Here is a 21,616-nt window from a genome sequence, read left to right as displayed (position 1 = left end):
AAGACTAACCTATACATGCCTACTAAAAAAAAGACACTACTTCATAGGTTTTTGATTTGGCGATATCGTCATATTCCTAATAAAAACTTTGTTCTTATTCTAAGCATATTTGTTGGGTTTTGTGCTGGTCTTATATCTCTTTTACTAAAAAACATTACGCATTTGATTCAGGTTGTTCTGGAAAGTGATATTATTTCCTGGCAAACTTCATTTTATTTTGTTATTCCAGTCATTGGACTTCTTGTTGTATATGTTATTACTAAGTTTATTATTAAAAGAAACGTACAATCTGCTATTCCATTGATTTTATATTCTCTTTCCAAAAAAGATGGAAAAATAAAATCATTAAGCGGATATTTACCACTACTTCTTGCTCCAATTACTGTAGGTTTTGGAGGTTCTGTTGGATTGCTCGGTCCTGCAGTAGGTTCTGGTTCCACATTAAGTTCAAACATAAGTACATTATTTAAGTTAGATACCAAAACCCGCTTTTTATTAATTGCTTGTGCTGCAGCTGGAGCAATTTCTGCTGTTTTTAAATCTCCGCTAGCTGGTTTGGTTTTTGCTGTAGAGGTGTTTAGTCTTGATCTAACTTTAGCTTCCTTACTACCATTATTGTTTGCCTCTGTATCTTCGATTATTACTTCTTATTTTTTTCTTGGAGATGAAGTGTTATTTAGTTTTGATGTTATAGAAAAGTTTGATATTTATGACACTCCTTTTTATATCATTTTAGGAATAGGAACTGCTATTGCATCCATTTATTTTACTAAAATGTATTTTGGGATTTCACATTTTTTTGATCGTTTCCCTAAAAAAATCCATCGTTTATTGATTGGTGGTTTTGCTATTGGTGTTATGCTATACTTTATTCCACCTCTTTATGGAGAAGGTTTAGGGTTTATTAATGATCTGCTTAATGGAAATCATCTAGCAGCGATTGGAAATACTCCTTTTGATAACATGACCAGCAGTGTTTGGATGATCATTGCATTACTAACTGGTATTACTATATTTAAAGCTATTGCTATGACAGCTACCTTTGCAGCAGGAGGATCGGGAGGTATTATAATTCCCACAATGGTTATGGGTAGTTCATTAGGTAATGTGGTTTCTAAAATAATAAATAATCTAGGTATGGGGTTTCAAGTCTCTGAAGCTAACTTTACCTTATTAGGCATGGCGGGACTTATAGCTGGTGTATTACACGCACCTCTTACGTCCATATTTCTTATTGCCGAAATTACTTCTAGTTATGAGTTATTTGTTCCATTAATGATTACCACTTCAATATCGTTTATTATTTCTAAGAATAGAATTGAACATAATATCTATACCAGAGAACTTGCAGAACAAGGGCATTTATTGACTCATGACAAAGATCAAACTGTGCTAACGCTTATGAAATTGGATGACTGCATAGAAACTAATTTTATTTCTGTAAACCCAGAAAACACCTTAAAACACTTATTAAGTGAAGCAGTTGCAAAATCTAACAGAAACTTATTTCCCGTTGTTGATGAATTAAACACCTTAATAGGAATTGTGACACTAGATGATATCAGAGATATTATGTTCGACATTTCTCTCTATCATAAAACTACTGTCGCAATGTTAATGACACAAGTGGATACTGCCATTATTTATGAACATGATGATGCTAAAGCGGCTATGCGTAAATTTCAGGATACTGGAGCATGGAATCTACCTGTTATTAAGGATGGAAAATATTATGGTTTTATTTCTAAATCAAAATTATTAACTGCATATCGAAGGAAGTTAATTAATTTTACCCGTTAGTTCTAAAATACAAAAAATGAAATACGTCATTCGCATACTCTTTATCGCTATAATATTTCTTGTAGGAATTGGTTATTATTATAAAAACACTGGAGATCACCTTACTGGAGATAAATGGGTAGGCCTAGGAATATTAGGAGCTTCTTTTATTTTAATGCCTCTATTTATCTATCATAGATGGAAAAATAAAAAAGTAAAAGACTATATGTTAACAGAAGAAAATCTTAAAAAAATGAGAGATTTTAACAGCGAAGAAAAAACTGACAATAACTAAAATTATGCAAATATTTACATTTTCATAACAAATCGTGTTGTATTAAAAGTTACCTTTATAATTCAAATATTATTTTATTACAATGGAAGGAACAGTTAAATTTTTCAATGAATCTAAAGGTTACGGGTTCATTACCAACGACGAAACAGGAAAAGACATTTTCGTTCATGCTTCAGGATTAAATGGTGAAGCACTTAATGAAGGTGACAAAGTAGAGTATCAGGAAGAAGAAGGAAGAAAAGGAGTTATCGCTGCACAAGTGCGCGTAATCCACGATTAAGATAATATCTCTAAGTTTCAACGGCGCTATAGGTATAGCGCCTTTTTTATTTTCTTATTTTATTTTTTTCTTTGAACTTTTCACTCTGATGTATCAGAAACTCCAATATTTTTAAACCATCTTTTGAAGTAAGGATATATCTCATCCCAGTTTCTTCGTTTAAGAAATCCAGAAAATTGTAAAACTCTGTTTCTGGTATTTTCAATTCTTTTATAAAAAACTCCTCCTTATAAAAATCTAACACATGAGTTTTTGAAGCTACTTCTTCTGGTTTCTTCTTAAACACTCCAGAAATCAGATTAATCAATAATCCTAGATCTATTGATATCGATGCCTGACTATTTCCATTTCCTAACACTAGGTTTTCTACAGGTGATTGTGCGTCATTTGGTCTGGTAACACCAAGATTCTTAAGTTGTTTAGCGTTCCAAAGCGGTAAATTATCTTCATACGTTGGGATTTTTTTGATATCCTTTTTTATATCGCCAGATAATGAATATTGAGATATTTGTACTTCATCCAATTCGTTAACCAAAGGTTCTAAAAATATCAAAAGATTCTCTTCTTGTATATCCTTTTCAGTAACAATATATTCTTTAATACTAAATTGAACTGATGAAAATATGATCTTATCTCCTGGATTAGCCATGATATCAAAATACCCTGATTTATCTGTAATTGCGCCTATCTCTTGTGTATAGTTGACTACATGTATCGCTTCCAATTGTATTGTATCGGTAATGATCCTACCTTTAAGAATAGAAGTTTTTTGAGCTAAACCTGAAAAAGTAATAAAAAATAAAGAGAGGTAGGTAATTCTTTGCATCTAGTCGATCTGATACCAAAAAGACCTTTTATAAAATATATAGTTGCAGTTAATCCTTAACACTAAGATTCTCATTAAAAACTTTACTTTGCATAATCGTAAATTCTAATATTCTTAACTCATCTCCAGATTTTAAAATATTCTTAGTTTCTTTTTGTTGATTTAAATAATCAATGAAATTATATAACTCAGTTTCTGGTATTTTTAATTCCTGCACTAAAAAATTGCTATTATAAAAATCCGATATCTCTGGAATCCGAACATATTTTGTTTTTTTAGCATCTTTTTTCTTAAAAAGACTTGCAATCATTCTACCCGCTGCTATAAAATTAAAAGCTGTAGCATTTTTTCTGTGATCCACAGTAGTGTTCCTTACTGTAGTTGCTCCTTTTTCATGGACAAAAGGAGTTAGATCTAGCGCTTGGGCATTAAACATTGGTAAGTTATCTTCATAGGTTTTAATCTTTTTAATATCTTCTTTTACTTCACCAGAAAGATCGTATTGTGAGACAGTGACCTCATCTAATTCATTGATTTTGATTTCTAATTTAATAGATAAACCTGCCTGTTTTAAATCTTTTTTAGTAACAATATATGTTTTCTGCTGATGCTGCACTGAAGAAAAAATAATCTCATCACCAACTTTAGCCTTAATTTCAAAAAAACCAACTCCATCCGTAATCGTACCGATACCTTTGGTAAGATTAATAACATTTATAGTTCCAGTTTTAAATGTATCTACTACTATTTTACCTCGCAACCTATCCGACTCTTGAGAAAACCCAATATAACATAGTAAGAAAATAAAAAGGTATGGTGCTTTTTGCATTTCTATGTAATCTTTAAAAAAAGACGAAATATTAAAGATACAGTTGCAAATTATAATTTCTAAATCTTGATGACTTAATAAATCAGGATCAAAAAAGATCCGAAACTTTATCTGTTTTTAGTTTTGATGTGATTTTAAGAAAGGCAATAGCGGTAATAAAAGCATCGCCAGAAGCAGTATGTCTATCGCTTTTAGAAATCATAAGATCGTCACACAACTCATCAAGACTATAGTGTTTAGTTCTTTTGTCTGCACTATAGAGAATGTGTTTTGTATTATTAAAGAGAACCCCAGTATCCAGAAATCTGTTCTGTAATTTCCCTAGCCCTATTCTTTGCAAGGCTTTATTGATCATTTTTTTATCAAAATCAGCATGATGTGCTATAAGTATCGAGTTCCCAATATATTTGATAAACTTTTCAATTGCGTCAGGTTCTGATATCATATTAAAATCGTTGTTTTTTCTAATTCCGTGAATCTCTACAGTATCAGAATTAAAAACATCCTGTTTAAGATATAGTTCTAAATGATCAGCAACTTCAATAACATTATTATGAATTGCCACAGCTCCTATTGACAAAATTCTATCATCAATATAATCAAAACCCGTAGTTTCTGTATCGAAAACAACAAAACGAACCTTATCAATAGTCTTCTTTTGATGCCTATTCTTAAAAAGAGTAAGGTATTCTTTCCAGAAATCTGGTTGTTTTTTGTTTTCTCTACGTATCCAAAAATTCATCTACATTAATGTTTTAAGCTGAAATCTTACTCTTAGCACTTCTTGAATATCCCGTATAGGCCTAAAACATCTTTTGAGCTTTAACTTATCTTTTTTACTCAATGAGCTCAGCTTGATAAACCTTCCTGAATCCCTATGAAGTAATCCTTGACGAGTTCTAAATTTAAGCAACACCCTAAAGGCTTTTGCACAGCTTTCAAAGAGATCTTTATTTGTAGGTTCTAGTTCAGCCAGTCTTCCATAACGAGCTAGCGTATTGTTTACCTCTTTAAGATTATGGTATAACGCTAAGATTCTTGCCCCATCAATTAGTATCATCATTGCTCTATTCTTGATATCAAAACTATCTTTATGTTCTCCATTCTGTTCTACCAAAAATTGTTTAAAAAACCCCAATGGTGATGGTTTTTGTAATGCACTTACGCCCAATAGCCCTAAAAATCTTTGACTCTTATTTACTCCATCAAAAACAACATCAGATAATTGATTTACCATATTCAAATTTCCATAGACCATCTGAAAATCAAAAAATATAGAAGATAATAAGGTACTTTCTTTTGTAGGAGTCGTCATCCAGGTCTTAAACTGTGTCTCCCATTTAGAAAGAGACATACACCATCTGGGATTACTAGCCATCATTTCTGCAGAACAATACTCAAAACCAATAGTATGAAGCCCTTTGGTAATCTTTCTGGCAAGCTCCAAAAAGTACGCTTGTGTAGATGCATATTTTGCTTCACTTACATTTTCGAATACAATCGCATTATCTTGATCGGTAATTAACAATTGTTCTCTTCTACCTTGACTTCCCAGTACTAAAAAACTAAACTTCACTGGAGGATCTGAAGGCATTTCTTTTAATGATAATTCTATAATTCTAATAACCAATGCATCATTTATTTCAGAAATAAGATTTAGTATATGTACGGTAGAGATATCTTGTTCTAAATATGTCTTAAGTAATTTCTCTACTTGTTTTCTAATGTAACGAAGTCGTTGTATTCGTTTTACTTTTTTTATCTCCTTAATTAAAACCGAAGGGTTATTACCAAAAGACACTAACAAATCATGATTAGAAAAAACACCTACTAATTTGGAGCCTCGAGTTCCATCTTTAGTAATACATAAATGACTAATATTATTCTTAATCAATGCTATCTGCGCTTCTGCAACTGTTGTTTTTTTAGGATATGTCTTACTGGAGAAGTCATAATATCGGTAGCTAAAGATTCTGCAGAAAACAAACCCGTTACCACTTTTGCCCTAAGATCTGTATCTGTAATAATACCGAGCGGATATTTATCACTATCCACTACCACAATAGCATTTTCTTTATGAATGTTCATTAACACAGCTATATCCTTAACAATATCATTTGGGGTACAGATAAGTGGTTTTTTTCGGTATGAAATGGTTCGTAAGGATGAAAGATCAGCTGCAGCTTCAATAGCAATAGTATTATCTATTTTTTTTCCTTTTTCTGTCTCTGTATAGTAACCCCTTGCATGCGTAGCAAAGGTTTCGAGTAAAAAATTATTAACTTCTTTGTTGGTATCTATGAATGGTTTAAATACCGAAGATGGGATTGCATATACAATCGATTCTTCATCAGCTTTGGCAGACATTCTATAATTCTTCTTGATAATCATAACACGAAGCCCAAACAAATCACCTACATCAGAAATATCAATCAAGTCTTCGTCTTTTTCTGTAATTCTATATAACCCTATTGCTCCTTCTCTTACGATATAAAACTCTTCATGACATTCTTCGTTTTGTTGAAAAACATAATTATCCTTTTCTAAATACAACACTTTAACCTGACCAGATATTTCAAGAAGTTCTTCTTTTTCTAATATATTAAATGGAGGGAACTCCTTTAAAAAATCTTGTATCCGTTCTGCAATTGTATTTTTCATTCGGCTAAGAATAATATCAATTAAGGTTACGTTTTTCCACAAAAAAACGTTTCAGTATGTCACTACATTCTTCTTCTAAAATACCGCCAATCATTTCTGTTTTAGGATGTAGTTTTGTTCCCATGGTGATACAACCACGTTGTTCATCTCTTGCACCATATACAATTTTACCTATTTGACTCCAAAACAAAGCTCCTGCACACATCTGACAGGGTTCAATAGTTACATATAATGTACATTCTTTAAGATATTTTCCTCCTAAAAAATTCGCTGCTGCCGTAATAGCCTGCATCTCGGCATGAGCTGTAACATCGTTTAACAGTTCCGTAAGATTATGAGATCTGGCAATAACTCTATCGGCTACAACAATTACGGCTCCAATAGGTATCTCTCCTTTATCATAAGCTGTTTCAGCTTCCTGAAGTGCTTTTCGCATAAAATGAGAGTCATCATAAGGATCAAACATATATCATAGAATTTTAAGTAAAGCTAATAAATATAATCCTTCCTATTTTGATTGAGCACAAGTTTGTCTATAGTTTTAACCCTTTTTATACTTATGGATAACACTTGCAGATCAATCATCTTAGTTGTTATGAACTTAATTGTTACACCTCAATTCAAAATAGTACTTTTACAGCATGAAAGACACACTACTTTCACATATCAAATACCCTTCAGATCTTCGAAAACTCTCTGTGGATGAATTACCATATTTAGCAAAAGAGTTGAGAGATTTTGTCATTGATATCGTTGCCACTAAAGAAGGGCATTTAGGAGCAAGTCTTGGTGTTATTGAACTTACCATTGCTTTGCACTATGTTTTTGACACTCCCAATGATTTATTAGTTTGGGATGTTGGACATCAAGCCTATCCTCATAAAATACTTACTGGCAGAAAAAATCTATTTCATACCAATAGGCAACTAGATGGTATTAGTGGATTTCCTAAACGTAGTGAGAGTAACTATGATACTTTTGGTGTAGGGCATTCTTCTACATCAATTTCTGCTACTTTAGGAATGGCGATCGCTTCAAAACTAAAAGGAGATACTACAAAACAACATATTGCTGTAATTGGAGATGCTTCTATCGCCAGCGGTATGGCTTTTGAAGGGTTAAATCACGCTGGAGTAACTGATACTAATATGTTGATCATTTTAAATGACAATTCTATTGGAATTGATCCAAGTGTAGGAGCATTAAAAGAATATTTGACCAAAGCCAAAGTTGGGTATAAACCAAAAACTGATAATATCATTGAAGCATTGAGTTTTGAGTATTTTGGTCCTATTGACGGACATAACTTACCTAAACTTCTAGCAACTTTAGAAAGGCTAAAGACAACAAAAGGACCAAAACTTTTACATATTATTACCACCAAAGGAAAAGGACTAAAGCAAGCAGAAGAAAATCAGGTAACCTACCACGCTCCAGGAAAATTTGATGCTACTACTGGAGATTTACTTCCTAAAGAATCTGTTGCTCAACCCCCAAAATTTCAAGACGTATTTGGTTACACAATTTTAGAACTTGCAAAAGTGAATAAAAAAATCGTTGGTATTACACCTGCTATGCCAACAGGAAGTTCTCTAAAATACATGATGGAAGAGATGCCAGATCGTGCTTTTGATGTTGGTATTGCAGAACAACATGCTGTTACACTTGCTGCAGGAATGGCCACACAAGGTTTAATCCCTTTTTGCACCATTTACTCTACATTTTTACAACGAGCATACGATCAGCTAATCCACGATGTTGCCTTACAGAATTTACCTGTTATATTTTGTATTGATAGAGCAGGCATAGTAGGAGCTGATGGAGCAACACATCATGGAGTTTTTGATATCGCATATCTCAATTGTATCCCTAATATGATAATTGCAGCGCCATCTAATGAAATTGAATTGCGAAACCTTCTTTATACCAGTTCATTAGGATTAGAGCAACCTATAGCTATTCGATACCCTAGAGGAAGAGGTACAATTATCGATTGGCAATTGTCAATGGAACAAATTTCTATTGGAAAAGGAACCTGCCTCATTGATAAAAAATCTGATATCGCCATTGTATCAACTGGTACTATTGCTACTAATATTACCGATGCACTAAAAACGATCGAAGAAAACGTAAGTCATTATCATTTTTGTTTCGTAAAACCTCTAGATTCAAGTTTACTACAACAAATATTTCAAAAACATAAAACCATTATTACAGTCGAGGACGGCGTTGTAAAAGGAGGTTTTGGTAGTTCTGTAATAGCTTTCGCGAATGACAATAATTTTTCTAATAAAATTACAACCTTAGGAGTTCCTGATCAATTTATCCATCACGGTACCACACAAGAATTATATGAAATTTGTGGCATTTCTTCGGAAAAAATCCAGAAGGTTGTCCTAAAAGCAGTTTTATCTACTGAATCGCAATCTTAGTTGTGAACTTATTACCATTTTCAGTAACAATTTGCAACAAATAGATTCCTGTTCTTAGATTTTCGGCATTGATATTATATGCGCTATTTAGAAGCATCTCTTCTTCTAAAACGACTCTTCCATTAATATCTACAATGCTCACATTACTTTCTCCAAAACTTCTTGACACATTAATTACAAAATTTCCTCGAGATGGATTAGGAGTTATTCTAAAAATATCTTCTTCAAAATCTTCTACACTTAATAAACATTGTAACTGAGAAGAAGGAGGTATATCAAAAGATTCTACTTGATCAGTTCTACTAGTTGCTGTTCCCTGATTTGCACTCCAACCAACTCCTCTTCTAGCAAATACTTCCCAAATTAAACACGCATTGGCTCCACTATTAGCGACTTGATCAGCCATTAAAATACCATCTCTACCATCTACAAATCCAGGATTACAGGATTGCATTTTTAATCCATCAATAACTAATTGCATCGCTAAGTTATTCCCTCCAGTACCATTGTATAAATCAGGATCGAAACCATCTCGCTCAATTAAAGCCCATGTAAGATCCCATAAAACAGATGCCCATACAGAACCGATACCATGAGGAACCGAAAAAGCCTGGTTATTAGTACTTGCATATGTTACTGGATTGATTGTCATATTAGTACTATACGGAAATGGTCTGATTCCTCCACCTGTTATAGGTTGTCCAGAAGCATATGTTCCTATACCTCTTGAATCCCCACCTAAATCACCAGATTCAATGGTCATCATTAATGCAAACCAATCTGACCATCCTTCTCCCATTTGTTCCACATTAGATAGGCATCCAGAATTATCAGCACCTCCTGTTAATCTTGTAGAAATTCCGTGTCCATATTCATGAATAACGATTCCATTATCAAAACTACTATCTTCAGCAAAAATATTTCTTCCTGCATCTGAGATAGTTGCACTAATCGTAGTAGTTGCCATTTCAGTTATTAATGCTTCCCCATCCGTACTTCCTATCATAATAGCAGGAATTGTGATGGTCCCATCATCTCCACCCATTGGAGTAGGGTTTCCTGGCATATTATTTACAACTATTACTGCAACAGCTCCTGATGTTTGACATCTAGCTACTTTTTCATCAAAATTACAATTCCCTCTTCTTACAACAGCAATTTTATCTCTTAGTTCGCTAAAATTCAGAATCACATCACAAGCATCATTTGCGTCATTAGAATCTGCCGTGATAATATCTCTTACTAATACTAAGTCTGCTGTTAATCCATCAGGGGATTCGGGAGCATCTACGTGACCTGGATTAAACACATTATCTGCTGTTACATACGCTCCAGTTAATGCACCATTATTAACTATAAATGTATCAATAGCAGGATCAGGAACAGGATTCCATAAAAACATCTGCATTCTAGGGTTGAATCCATCAGGTGGTGTACCAAAATTCGCATTATTAAATCCAGAACCATCATGAGCATCAGCAAAAACCTCATCACTCTCTATTCCACCTTTACCATAATTATTGAATTGAAAATTACCAGAAGTTTCATCAAAACCATATTGATACCAAACATCGTGAATCACATTATTTGCATAAAACAAATTGGTTATCGAAGCATCTTCAAAATTTTCTACCAATGCATTTTGATCTAAAGGAAAATCAAACACTAAACCAGCGCCACCATCAGGTCGACTCCCAGGAACATTATTAGCATCAATATCTTCAGCAGCAAGTACATTATTACCTTGAGTAGTTGTAAATTCTTCGCCAGTAATTCCATCTGTATCATGCCATCCAAAAGGTGAAGCATTTGCATTTGATGGATTTGTAACTAAAACTCTATTTCCATGATTAGGACTCTCTACCGAAGGAATCGGGAATACATTATAAGTTCCTCCCATTAATAAATTTGATGTCTCATTAAAGCCAAAAGAAGATTTCTTCATTTCGTTTTTTGACACAGAAGTACTATTATGATTATCAAAAGAACAATCCGTCATCCAATTTGTTTGATCCACAATATCTCCGCTAACAGCATCTATTCTAATACTATGCCAATCATTCCCATCTAATGTATAAATACTAAAATTCCAACACAATAATAATTGATCATCTTTAAAAACATACATCAAATTTACTGGTATATTTTCTTGAGAGATATTCTCATCAAACAGCACCAATTCATTATCATTTTTTTCACTTAGAACCTCCAAATCTACTGGTTGTATTCCAATATCAGCGGCAACATTACGTATCATCTGTACTGGTTCTATAACAGGAGTTGTCGTATTTATTTTTTGTGAAAGATTATTATAAAACTTACCAGAAAACGAAACTACTTTTCCATTTTTAACAACCAAACTACCAATAGCATTATAAACTGGGATATCCTTATATCGCTGAATAACGTATACATTAGTAGCTTTAAGACTGTTAGAAAACGACTCTCTTTGAACTTGAAGCTCAGAAATATCTTCTTCAGCCATTCCTTTTTCTAATAGATAACTTTTTATTATTTGAAGATTTGAAGATTGTGCTTGAATTTGAGTACCCGTAAAAGCAAAAAGCACTAATAAAAAGAAAATGTATTGTTGTTTCATAATTGTTATATAATGAAATATTTAAAAATTCTTAAAAAACGACAGTAAAACAACAAAAAAAATACTTTGTATCCAATAAAATTAACTTTATTGAAGAATAATTAAATTTCTAACCCTTTGATTTTCTGAAATTTTAACAATGCATTGCCATCAGTAAGACTGGCAACATAATTACTAATACTTATCAATCTAGTATATAAGTCCTCGTTTTTATAATCAAAATTACTTCCTTCAGCTTTCAGGATCAATGTATCATAATTAGAATCTTGTTCATTATTAAAATTATCTGTTGCAGTACAATATCGATCCAATAAAGTGGCAAGAATTTCATATCCAGCAATCTCTTTTTCTACTACTTCTGCACTTTGATATATTTTATCAATACTAATTTTAATAATATCATCGATTTGCGCCTGATACTTACTTTTATCAATTAACGCCATGTCAAAATTCCCAGATAATATCTCTTTTTCATACTCAACAAAAGTACTTGCTGCTTCCTTGATCAGTGTATTAATAGCTAATGCTCTAAGGTAACTTAAGCGATCAGCTGTGGTTGTTAGACTATTATATTTTGATGTGTTAATAGTATCTTTTACTAACTTAATGAGATATTCTAATGCATATTCTTCTTGTATTAATCCTAGGTTAATACCATCTTCAAAATCAATGATTGTATAACAGATATCGTCTGCGGCTTCGACTAAAAAGGTTAAAGGATGGCGACTATAGATAGTTTCATTCGCTATTTCTTGTGACAACAAACCTACCTCTTCAGCGACTTCTTTGAAAAAAGTACTTTCATTCTGAAAATATCCAAATTTCTTATGTGCAATATGAGCAGTTGGTTTTTTGGGTAAGGATGCTTTGGGGTATTTCATAAAAGCACCAAGTGTGGCATACGACAATCGTAATCCACCTTCTATACCTTGTCTGGATTCAGTAAGGATTTTAAATCCATTAGCATTTCCTTCAAAATCTATAAGGTCCTGATATTGTTTGGGAGTTAAGGCTTTTTTATATTTTTTCCCATTTCCTGTGGCAAAATATTCTCCTATAGCTTTTTCTCCTGAATGTCCAAATGGAGGATTACCAATATCATGGGATAACGAAGCTGCTGCTACGATTGCCCCAAAATCATTAAACTGATATCCGTGAATGGTAGTTAGATGCGGATGTTTTTCTAAAATCTTTTTCCCCACTACTCTACCCAGAGAACGTCCTACAACCGATACTTCTAAACTATGTGTTAATCGAGTGTGTACAAAACTGGTTTTGGATAATGGGATTACCTGAGTTTTATCCTGTAAACTTCTAAATGCAGAAGAAAAAATGATTCTGTCATAATCTACTTCAAAACCTAATCTGGTTTCATCTTGTTCTTTTCGTAATCTCTTATTCGTATCTCCTTGTCTTTTTAAGGATAGGAGCTGTTCCCAGTTCATCATAAATCAGAATTCTAACAATGTGCTATCAAAATAATAATAGTCCAAATATAACACTATGAAGTTATGTATGAAATGAATTATCATCCCGATCCATAAAGTATTGTATTTATGTCTTAAATATCCCAATAATAAGCCAAATGGAAAGATCCATAAAAGAGATATTACCGAAAAATGAACTAACGCAAAAATAAACGCTGTAAGGATGATTGTTACTTTAGTACTAGTGATTTTAAGTAATTGATTATACAGAAAACCTCTAAATCCCAATTCTTCAAAAACAGGAGGAAAAATAGCTACAAAAAGAACTGCCCAAAACATAGGGTTAGGATAATCAATATATCCCAAATAATAATTATACGTTTCATCAGACAATTGATCATTAATAAATTCTACGGCATAATACACCAGAAAAGCACTAGCAAAAGGCACCAATAGATATCCTAAAAAGTGCAAAAAATTAATCTTCGGAAATCTATATAGCTTTATTATATTTTTAAAATCAAAAAATGTAAAACCAATAATAATCAGTGCAAAAACACTTTCTGTAGCGATATCCTGAAGTAATGAGCTTTCATCTTTATACAAAAAGTAATTAATGATCAAAAACCCTAACATTACTATATAAAAAGAGATCACTAAATTAAGATGTTCTTTTGTACTTTCTCCTTTTGGGACACTAATGGGCACACCACAATTAGGACAAAAATTAACTGCAGTTTCTAAGGATGCGTCACACGTTTTACAAACCATATTATGCATTATTTATTCTTTAGAATTTTGAGATGCAGAGTACACTCCTTTTGCAAGAAAAGCGATAATAATAATTTTAAACAGAATACCACTAAAAATAGTAGCTGGCTCTGCTATTGCAAGAATCGCTATCATCGTGAGATAAAATAATAATCCCGACAATATTGCGGCAAATGGTTTTTTCTGAGACCAATATGCTAATACTAGGTATATAGCTCCAACAATAATCTGAACAATCAGGCTTGCTATATCTTGAGAAGCAAAGAAATGAATAAACCCCAACACAAGATTTATCCCAGCTATCCAATACAAAGTATTTCTGGCAGAACTAATCCTTTTATGATCATCCATGATTTCATTTTTCTTCATTGCTTTTTTTGCATGAAAAACAGCCTTTTCTTTTTCATCACCATTTTCTGGAAAACCGCAATGGGTACAAAATTTGGATGTTGATGTAATTTCGGCACTACATTGTGAACATAGCGGTTGCTGGATAGCTATTTCTTCCATATGAGTAAGTTGCATTAAATTTAAAAGAGCTCGAAAACAACAAACTTGTACTTCTTAACTCTTTGTATAAGAATATAAAGAATCTTCTATTATATAAGTACCTTTTCTATACTATTTGTTACCCTTGTTTTTAGAGTAATTTCCTAAAATAGCTCAATTAAAAAAGGGAAGTTTTTAAAAAAACTTCCCTTTTACCCTATATAAATCGAGTCTTTTTTAAGACCCACACATTAAACAGTCATCTCCTTCAGATTCTTTTGATTGTGCAATAATTGCACGAAGTTCTTCTGGAGTCAACGCTGTACCTTCTGTAGTGACTTGTACTGCTTCAGGTTCTGGTTGTGTTTTTGGAGCAGATTGTGCTTCCATCACTTGCGCTGCTGCAACCGCAACTTGTTCTGGTTGTGGTAATTCTTTCTTTTCACTCTTAAGTGTAAATTTAATAGCATCCACTGCAGATTTCGTTCTTAGGTAATACATACCTGTCTTCAATCCACTCTTCCAAGCATAGAAATGCATAGAAGTAAGTTTTGCCATAGTAGCCCCTTCCATAAATAAATTAAGCGACTGAGATTGATCAATAAAATATCCTCTATGACGAGACATATCAATAATATCTTTCATACTCAATTCCCAAACCGTTTTATATAGATCCTTAAGATCCTGAGGGATGATATCTATATTCTGGATAGATCCATTAGCACGCATAATCGCATCCTTAAGGTCATCACTCCAAAGGTTTAATTGTACAAGATCTTCTAAGAGGTGTTTATTTACTACAATAAATTCTCCTGATAATACACGTCTTGTATATATGTTACTTGTATATGGTTCAAAAGCTTCATTATTTCCTAAAATCTGAGAAGTTGATGCTGTAGGCATTGGTGCAACTAATAATGAGTTACGCACTCCATGTTCCAATACTTCTTTACGAAGGTTTGCCCAATCCCAACGACCACTTAATTCCTCATCTTTAATTCCCCATAAATTATGTTGAAACTCTCCTTTAGAAATTGGAGATCCTTCATATGTTTGATATGGTCCATCAGCAGTAGCTTCCTCCATAGATGCTGTAACAGCAGCAAAATATAAAGTTTCAAAAATTTCCTGATTCAATTTCTTAGCTTCATCACTGGTAAATGGCATACGTAACTGGATAAAAGTATCAGCTAACCCTTGTACACCTAATCCAATTGGACGATGACGCATATTAGAATTTTCAGCTTCTTTTACTGGATAATAGTTACGATCTATTACTTTATTTAAGTTTTTAGTTACTCGTTTTGTAATTTTAAAAAGCTCTTCGTGATCAAATGCTCCATTTTTTACAAACATTGGTAAAGCAATAGATGCCAAGTTACAAACCGCTACTTCATCAGGACTTGTATACTCCATGATCTCTGTACATAAGTTAGAAGAACGGATAGTACCAAGGTTTTGTTGATTAGACTTACGATTTGCTGCATCTTTATACAACATATATGGAGTTCCTGTCTCAATCTGAGATTCTAGAATTTTCTCCCAAAGTTCTCTCGCTTTTATAGTTCTTCTTCCTTTTCCTTCGGCTTCAAAACGTAAATATTCCTTTTCAAACGCATCACTATGGATATCAAATAATCCAGGACATTCATTAGGACACATTAAGGTCCATTCTGCATCATCTTGTACACGTTTCATGAATAAATCTGGAATCCACATTGCATAAAACAAATCACGTGCACGCATTTCTTCTTTACCATGATTCTTTTTAAGGTCAAGGAAATCAAATATATCTGCATGCCATGGTTCTACATAAATTGCAAAAGAACCTTTACGTTTTCCTCCTCCTTGATCTACATAACGTGCAGTATCATTGAATACACGTAACATTGGTACAATACCATTAGATGTACCATTCGTTCCTGCGATATATGAACCTGTTGCTCTTACATTATGAATAGATAATCCAATTCCACCTGCTGATTGAGAAATCTTTGCAGTTTGTTTTAATGTATCGTATATCCCATCAATACTATCATCTTTTGTTGCTAATAAGAAACAAGATGACATTTGTGGTTTTGGTGTTCCCGAATTAAATAATGTAGGTGTAGCGTGTGTAAAATATTTTTTAGACATTAACTCATAAGTCTCTATGGCAGCATCCAGATCATTAAGATGTATCCCGATAGAAACCCTCATTAACATATGCTGAGGACGTTCTGCAATTTTACCGTTAATCTTTAGTAAATAAGAGCGTTCTAATGTTTTAAAACCAAAATAATCGTACCCAAAATCGCGATTGTAGATAATTGTAGAATCTAATTTCTCTCTATTAGCCATAATCACCTCATACACCTCATCAGAGATCAAAGGAGCTTTTTTCTCTGTTCTTGGGTTTACATATTCGTATAGATCTGTAACGACTTCTGAGAATGTCTTTTTAGTATTTTTATGTAGATTAGAAACTGAAATACGAGCAGCCAGCTTTGCATAATCTGGATGCGCGATGGTCATCGTAGCAGCAACTTCTGCAGCTAAGTTATCCAGTTCACTAGTAGTTACTCCATCATACAACCCTTCTATTACTCTCATTGCTACTTTTACTGGATCTACCAAAGAGTTCAATCCATAACATAACTTTCTTACCCTAGCGGTAATTTTGTCAAACATAATTGGCTCCTTGTGACCGTCTCTTTTTACTACATACATACGCTTTTGGTTTTTATAAAATTCTTCTTTAGAAGAATGTGATATTAATTTGTGTTGTTCTACTTATTGTTTACTGAAAACCAATAAATTACATTTAATTTCCCCCGAAATCAGATACTAAAAAGAAATCTCAGGATTACAATAATCAGAGTATTTCTACAAGTAAAATACAATTATATGACTTTCGCCGTTTTTTTGTTTTTGGAAAAGCTTTTAGAAAGCTTTATCAAACTGAGCTAATCGCTACGCAAATAGAAACACTATTTTTGATTAGCTCAGAATGAATATATTCTTGTTTTGAAACGATTTTTAAAGTTTAAAAATCAGCATCAAAACTTATTTTATTTTCTTCGGTATCTTTATTAAGCACTCCTGCTTTTTGGTATTCTGAAACTCGTTTTTCGAAGAAATTAGTTTTTCCTTGTAACGAGATCATATCCATAAAATCAAATGGATTAGCAGTTCCATATTCTTTTTCACATTCTAGCTCTACTAATAATCTATCTGTAACAAACTCTAAGTACTGAGTCATTAATTTAGAATTCATTCCTATCAAACTTACAGGAAGTGATTCTGTAACAAATTCTCTTTCTATATTTAAAGCATCTACTATGATTTCACGAATTCTTTCTTTAGGCACTTTATTTACTAGGTGATTATTATGCAAATGCACAGCAAAATCACAATGCACTCCTTCATCTCTTGAAATTAATTCGTTAGAAAAAGTAAGTCCTGGCATTAAACCTCGTTTCTTTAACCAGAAAATTGAACAAAATGCTCCAGAAAAGAAAATACCTTCTACTGCTGCAAAAGCAATTAAACGTTCTGCAAAAGAATCAGATTCGATCCATTTTAGTGCCCAATCTGCTTTTTTCTTAATTGCGGGAAAATTATCAATTGCTTTAAACAGAATATCTTTTTCCTTTTCATCTTTTACATATGTATCGATTAATAAAGAATAGGTTTCAGAATGAATATTCTCCATCATAATCTGAAAACCGTAAAAGAATTTTGCTTCGCTATATTGAACTTCGTTCACAAAGTTCTCTGCGAGATTTTCATTTACGATTCCATCAGAAGCCGCAAAAAATGCTAAGATATGTTTGATGAAATAACGCTCATCATCGGTAAGCTTTGTCGCCCAATCTGTAATGTCTTGATGTAAATCAATTTCTTCGGCTGTCCAAAAACTAGCTTCTGACTTTTTATACCAATCCCAAATATCATGATGTTTAATAGGAAAAATTACAAATCTATCTTTATTTTCTTGCAAGATTGGCTCAACTGCATTCATCTTTTTTCTTTTAGCTAGTTTTATGTTTTTTTTGTTTCCGCTATGGACTAACAAAGATCAAAAAATGCACTAAAAGTTTCACAAAAAGTTAGCAAACGTTTTCAACAAAGTTTTCAACACGATGGGAATTAGCAGTAAAAACCCCCTAATTAATGATTTTGGATTAAGTTATTAGTTTACAGGTGTTTATATGTATTTCAAAAGATATAAACAACCTTGTTAGTAACTTCAACAATCACCTGTTTTTCACTTGCTGACAACGTTTTTAGGGTCAAAAAAACAAAATTAAAAAACCAATAATTTTACGGCAAAACCGTATGTTAAAAACCCTCATTTTTATCTATAAAAAATAGAAAATAACGAAAAAACAACATCTAAAAACTCAGAATTGTTTCTAAATCTCGAAACAATTCTGAGTTTAAAAGTTCTATTGTATATTTTACGTCTCCACTATATATCGGAAAACAAAAAATGACTTATATTTTTTTAAATTCTACTCTTCTATTTTTTGCTTTAGCTTCAGATGAATTTTCTGTAGCAATCGGATCACTTTCTCCCATACCTTCAGTTTCTAATCTAGCATCGTCAATACCAAATTCACGAACCAGAACTTCTTTGACAGATGCTGCCCTTTTTTCTGATAACTTTTTATTGGATACTTCATCACCATCTTTATCTGTATGGCCTGTGATTAGCACTTTGATATCTGGAGTTTCAGAAAGTACATTTGCTATTTTTTTAATAGTTCCATATGATTCTGATTTCACTGTTGCTTTCCCAGTGTCAAATGTAATTCCATAGGTGACTAATTTACCTTCTGTTAATAATTTATTTCTTACATCTGGTTTACCTACAGCATACCTAATATTAGACATATAATAATACATATCTTCTTCAGTAATTCTAGAAAAGAATTTTAAATTCTTGATTGCAACTCCTTTCTCAAAGGCTCTTGGCACATCAAACACTTTTTTCTCATCAACATATATTCTCATACGTTGTTTTTGCCTCCAGATAGAAATATGCATTTTCTTTCCTCTTCCTTGATTGTTTTTATGCAATTGACTGATCTGTTTTTCAGATCTCAAATCTAGATTACGATCTGATGCATATTTAAAACTCTCCACTTTTCCGCCGTAACTATTCCCTCCTTCTATAGAGAAATAGAATCCATTTTTTCCTGGTCTATAACTAGTCATCTGATATGCTGGATTTACTAAATCAGAAAAAATCACCATCAAATCTCTTTGATACGTATATTTAGATACATCAAAATCAAAAATCACATCATATTCTAAGGTGAAATTATCAGGAAACTCTGCGATAAACTCTGGCACAAAAGACCCTTTCCCTACTCCTATCTGCATCCATCGCCCTTCTTCATTATTTAAGGTTACAACTTCAGCAGAATTCGAAGAATTCCATCGTCCAGGTAAATCACCAATTTCATCCTGACTAAAGTCCTCAAATGCGATGATATCTTCTCCTGGCATAAAATCAAATTTAGAATATGCAGCAAAAGAAGGATTTTTCTTTTCGTTGGTATCTATATCATCTTCTTGTTGATGTTGATCTTGATCACCAGAAGAAATAACAGCTCCTTTTTTATTCTTTTTATTCTTCTTTTTATTTTTTTTAGGTTTTCCATCAACAGTATCGTCTATCGTTTTACTGGTTTTTTTAGAAACCTTTTCTTCTGTCTTCTTTAAAACAGTTTTCTCTGCAGCTTTTTCGGCTGTTTTCACCACTTTTTTCCAAAATTGAGCTTCGGTTGCTTGAGGAGTTAACAAAAGAAAAAGTACTACTATCACTCCTATGATTTGCTTTATAGTTTTCATAATTATTTTGTTTGGTTTTATCTCTTTGTGTGCTTTTTATAAAAAAGGTTAACTTTAGCTACGGAAAATAAAAATTGACCTATTTACCCTAATCAGGTTATATAACATGAAGGAAGAACTCTTAACCTTGAAAAAAGGTCATAACCAAGCTTTGGAAAAAATCTACAATGAATATCGTAGTGCTTTTTTACAGTTTGCAAAAAAATATGACTTAGACCATGACGCATTAGTGGATGTATATCAGGATGCATTTATCGCATTACGTGAACATGCCATTAATGGAAAACTGGATGATATAAAAAGTTCAGTTAAAACATATTTATTCAGTATTGGAAAATACATGATTTACGACCATCTGCGTAAACAGAAAAAAACAATCTCTTATGAAAATAGCATAGACTATAAAGAAACCTCGGATACACAAGATTTTTTTAAAGAGCCACAATTGACAGCAGAACAACAACTGTTACGACAGCATTTTAAAAATCTTGGAAAACGTTGTCAGGAAATGTTAACCTTATTCTATTATCGGGGACTAACTATTGATGAGATTACTGATAACTTAGGCTACGAAAACAAAAATGTGGTGAAAAGTCAGAAATCTCGCTGTTTAAAATCCCTAAAAGAATTAATTAAAACCCCTGCTTAAATGGAAAGAGAAGAGCTTATAGATAAGTATTTGCACACAGAGCTAACTCAATCTGAAAGAGATCAGTTCAACGACTTATTAGAGAATGATGATGCGTTTAGAAACGATGTTGAATTCTTGAAAAATATAAAAGTAGTTTCTGGTGCTGAAGATCGAAGTCAACTTAGAGAAAGTATGGCGGGTTTTGAAGCTAAAATTGCTACAAAAGAAACTAAAGTCGTTCCCTTATTTAATTATAAGAAATTATGGATTGCTGCTTCTATCGTATTGATCGCTACAATTGGAGGAATCACACTGCTTAATCCTTTTGCAATTGATACTAATGAGTTATATGCTGAGAATTTTGAGCCATACAAAAATGTAGTTACTCCTATTGTACGCGGCGAGAATACCGAAAGTGAAGAAGTCCTTGCATTTACTTCTTATGAAAGTAAAAATTACCCATTAGCCGCTGATCAATTTAGTAAACTGTTTGAAAGCACTCGTAAACCTTATTTCCTATTATACCAAGCTAATTCTTTATTAGCATCAGGAAAAACGAAGGACGCCATTCCTATACTTGAGCAACATATAGCACTTGGTGATCAATTATCAGAAAGAGGGAAATGGTACTTAGCTTTGGCATATCTAAAAGAAAACCGAAAAGAAGAATCTATCATAATACTTAAAGAACTTGCAGAAAAAGGAAGTTTCAAAAAAACATCTGCTCAACAGTTACTTAATCAACTAAATTAAGCA

19 protein-coding genes are annotated in these 21,616 nt (G+C 32.7%); 6 read left to right on the top strand and 13 right to left on the bottom strand.

All coding sequences use genetic code 11. The features are described 5' to 3' along the window. Positions 1 to 15 precede the first annotated feature (15 nt). The 3 genes from QBK95_RS22340 to QBK95_RS22330 all read left to right on the top strand — a co-directional run bounded on the left by QBK95_RS22340 (position 16) and on the right by QBK95_RS22330 (position 2,354). Positions 16 to 1,800 (top strand): chloride channel protein, encoded by a 1,785-nt coding sequence (locus tag QBK95_RS22340; RefSeq protein ID WP_280936786.1) that lies wholly within the window; start codon positions 16 to 18, stop codon positions 1,798 to 1,800. A 16-nt stretch (positions 1,801 to 1,816) separates the two neighbouring features. Further along, positions 1,817 to 2,074, top strand: coding sequence for a hypothetical protein (locus tag QBK95_RS22335; RefSeq protein WP_280936785.1), 258 nt, complete (start codon positions 1,817 to 1,819; stop codon positions 2,072 to 2,074). A gap of 82 nt (positions 2,075 to 2,156) precedes the next feature. Next, positions 2,157 to 2,354 carry a cold-shock protein gene (locus QBK95_RS22330; RefSeq protein ID WP_280936784.1) on the top strand — a complete coding sequence of 66 codons (198 nt, stop codon included), beginning with the start codon at positions 2,157 to 2,159 and terminating at the stop codon, positions 2,352 to 2,354. A 46-nt stretch (positions 2,355 to 2,400) separates the two neighbouring features. Here QBK95_RS22330 and QBK95_RS22325 read toward each other — a convergent pair whose 3' ends face one another. From QBK95_RS22325 to QBK95_RS22300, 6 genes are all read right to left on the bottom strand, one after another. Next, positions 2,401 to 3,180 (bottom strand): BamP family beta-assembly machinery protein, encoded by a 780-nt coding sequence (locus QBK95_RS22325; RefSeq protein ID WP_280936783.1) that lies wholly within the window; start codon positions 3,178 to 3,180, stop codon positions 2,401 to 2,403. Positions 3,181 to 3,229: 49 nt separating this feature from the next. Then, positions 3,230 to 4,009 (bottom strand): BamP family beta-assembly machinery protein, encoded by a 780-nt coding sequence (locus QBK95_RS22320; protein ID WP_280936782.1) that lies wholly within the window; start codon positions 4,007 to 4,009, stop codon positions 3,230 to 3,232. 88 nt (positions 4,010 to 4,097) lie between these two features. Continuing rightward, on the bottom strand, positions 4,098 to 4,751 hold the full coding sequence (locus QBK95_RS22315; RefSeq protein ID WP_280936781.1) for a 3'-5' exonuclease: 654 nt from the start codon (positions 4,749 to 4,751) through the stop codon (positions 4,098 to 4,100). After that, positions 4,752 to 5,903: a DUF294 nucleotidyltransferase-like domain-containing protein gene (locus QBK95_RS22310; protein ID WP_280936780.1), complete on the bottom strand. Its 1,152-nt coding sequence runs from the start codon at positions 5,901 to 5,903 to the stop codon at positions 4,752 to 4,754. Positions 5,904 to 5,905: 2 nt separating this feature from the next. Continuing rightward, positions 5,906 to 6,670 carry a cyclic nucleotide-binding domain-containing protein gene (locus tag QBK95_RS22305; RefSeq protein ID WP_280936779.1) on the bottom strand — a complete coding sequence of 255 codons (765 nt, stop codon included), beginning with the start codon at positions 6,668 to 6,670 and terminating at the stop codon, positions 5,906 to 5,908. A 16-nt stretch (positions 6,671 to 6,686) separates the two neighbouring features. Beyond that, a complete protein-coding gene (locus QBK95_RS22300; RefSeq protein WP_280936778.1) occupies positions 6,687 to 7,136 on the bottom strand; it encodes a nucleoside deaminase in 450 nt (149 codons plus the stop codon). Positions 7,137 to 7,311: 175 nt separating this feature from the next. On the opposite strand from QBK95_RS22300, the gene QBK95_RS22295 reads away from it, so the two are divergent. Beyond that, a complete protein-coding gene (locus QBK95_RS22295; RefSeq protein ID WP_280936777.1) occupies positions 7,312 to 9,102 on the top strand; it encodes a 1-deoxy-D-xylulose-5-phosphate synthase in 1,791 nt (596 codons plus the stop codon). Here the strand turns inward: QBK95_RS22295 and QBK95_RS22290 are convergent. The 7 genes from QBK95_RS22290 to QBK95_RS22260 form a co-directional block, all read right to left on the bottom strand. Beyond that, positions 9,083 to 11,701, bottom strand: coding sequence for a T9SS-dependent M36 family metallopeptidase (locus QBK95_RS22290; RefSeq protein ID WP_280936776.1), 2,619 nt, complete (start codon positions 11,699 to 11,701; stop codon positions 9,083 to 9,085). The genes QBK95_RS22295 and QBK95_RS22290 overlap by 20 nt on opposite strands. 101 nt (positions 11,702 to 11,802) lie before the next feature. Next, positions 11,803 to 13,146, bottom strand: a complete 1,344-nt coding sequence (gene dgt / locus QBK95_RS22285; protein WP_280936791.1) for a dGTP triphosphohydrolase — start codon at positions 13,144 to 13,146, stop codon at positions 11,803 to 11,805. 6 nt (positions 13,147 to 13,152) lie between these two features. Beyond that, entirely contained in the window at positions 13,153 to 13,899 is a 747-nt protein-coding gene (locus QBK95_RS22280; protein WP_280936775.1) for a CPBP family intramembrane glutamic endopeptidase, read from the bottom strand. 12 nt (positions 13,900 to 13,911) lie between these two features. Next, positions 13,912 to 14,424, bottom strand: a complete 513-nt coding sequence (locus QBK95_RS22275) for a zinc-ribbon domain-containing protein (RefSeq protein ID WP_280936774.1) — start codon at positions 14,422 to 14,424, stop codon at positions 13,912 to 13,914. Positions 14,425 to 14,625: 201 nt separating this feature from the next. After that, a complete protein-coding gene (locus QBK95_RS22270; protein ID WP_280936773.1) occupies positions 14,626 to 17,097 on the bottom strand; it encodes a ribonucleoside-diphosphate reductase subunit alpha in 2,472 nt (823 codons plus the stop codon). Positions 17,098 to 17,413: 316 nt separating this feature from the next. Continuing rightward, positions 17,414 to 18,391, bottom strand: coding sequence for a ribonucleotide-diphosphate reductase subunit beta (locus QBK95_RS22265; RefSeq protein ID WP_280936772.1), 978 nt, complete (start codon positions 18,389 to 18,391; stop codon positions 17,414 to 17,416). A gap of 476 nt (positions 18,392 to 18,867) precedes the next feature. Continuing rightward, a complete protein-coding gene (locus tag QBK95_RS22260; protein ID WP_280936771.1) occupies positions 18,868 to 20,229 on the bottom strand; it encodes an OmpA family protein in 1,362 nt (453 codons plus the stop codon). A gap of 106 nt (positions 20,230 to 20,335) precedes the next feature. On the opposite strand from QBK95_RS22260, the gene QBK95_RS22255 reads away from it, so the two are divergent. After that, on the top strand, positions 20,336 to 20,878 hold the full coding sequence (locus QBK95_RS22255; RefSeq protein ID WP_280936770.1) for an RNA polymerase sigma factor: 543 nt from the start codon (positions 20,336 to 20,338) through the stop codon (positions 20,876 to 20,878). Beyond that, on the top strand, positions 20,879 to 21,613 hold the full coding sequence (locus tag QBK95_RS22250; protein WP_280936769.1) for a tetratricopeptide repeat protein: 735 nt from the start codon (positions 20,879 to 20,881) through the stop codon (positions 21,611 to 21,613). Positions 21,614 to 21,616: the final 3 nt, after the last annotated feature.

Source organism: Aquimarina mycalae (assembly GCF_029906345.1).
In the GTDB taxonomy this organism is placed as follows: Bacteria; Bacteroidota; Bacteroidia; order Flavobacteriales; family Flavobacteriaceae; genus Aquimarina.
This window is presented reverse-complemented; position numbering and strand designations above follow the sequence as displayed.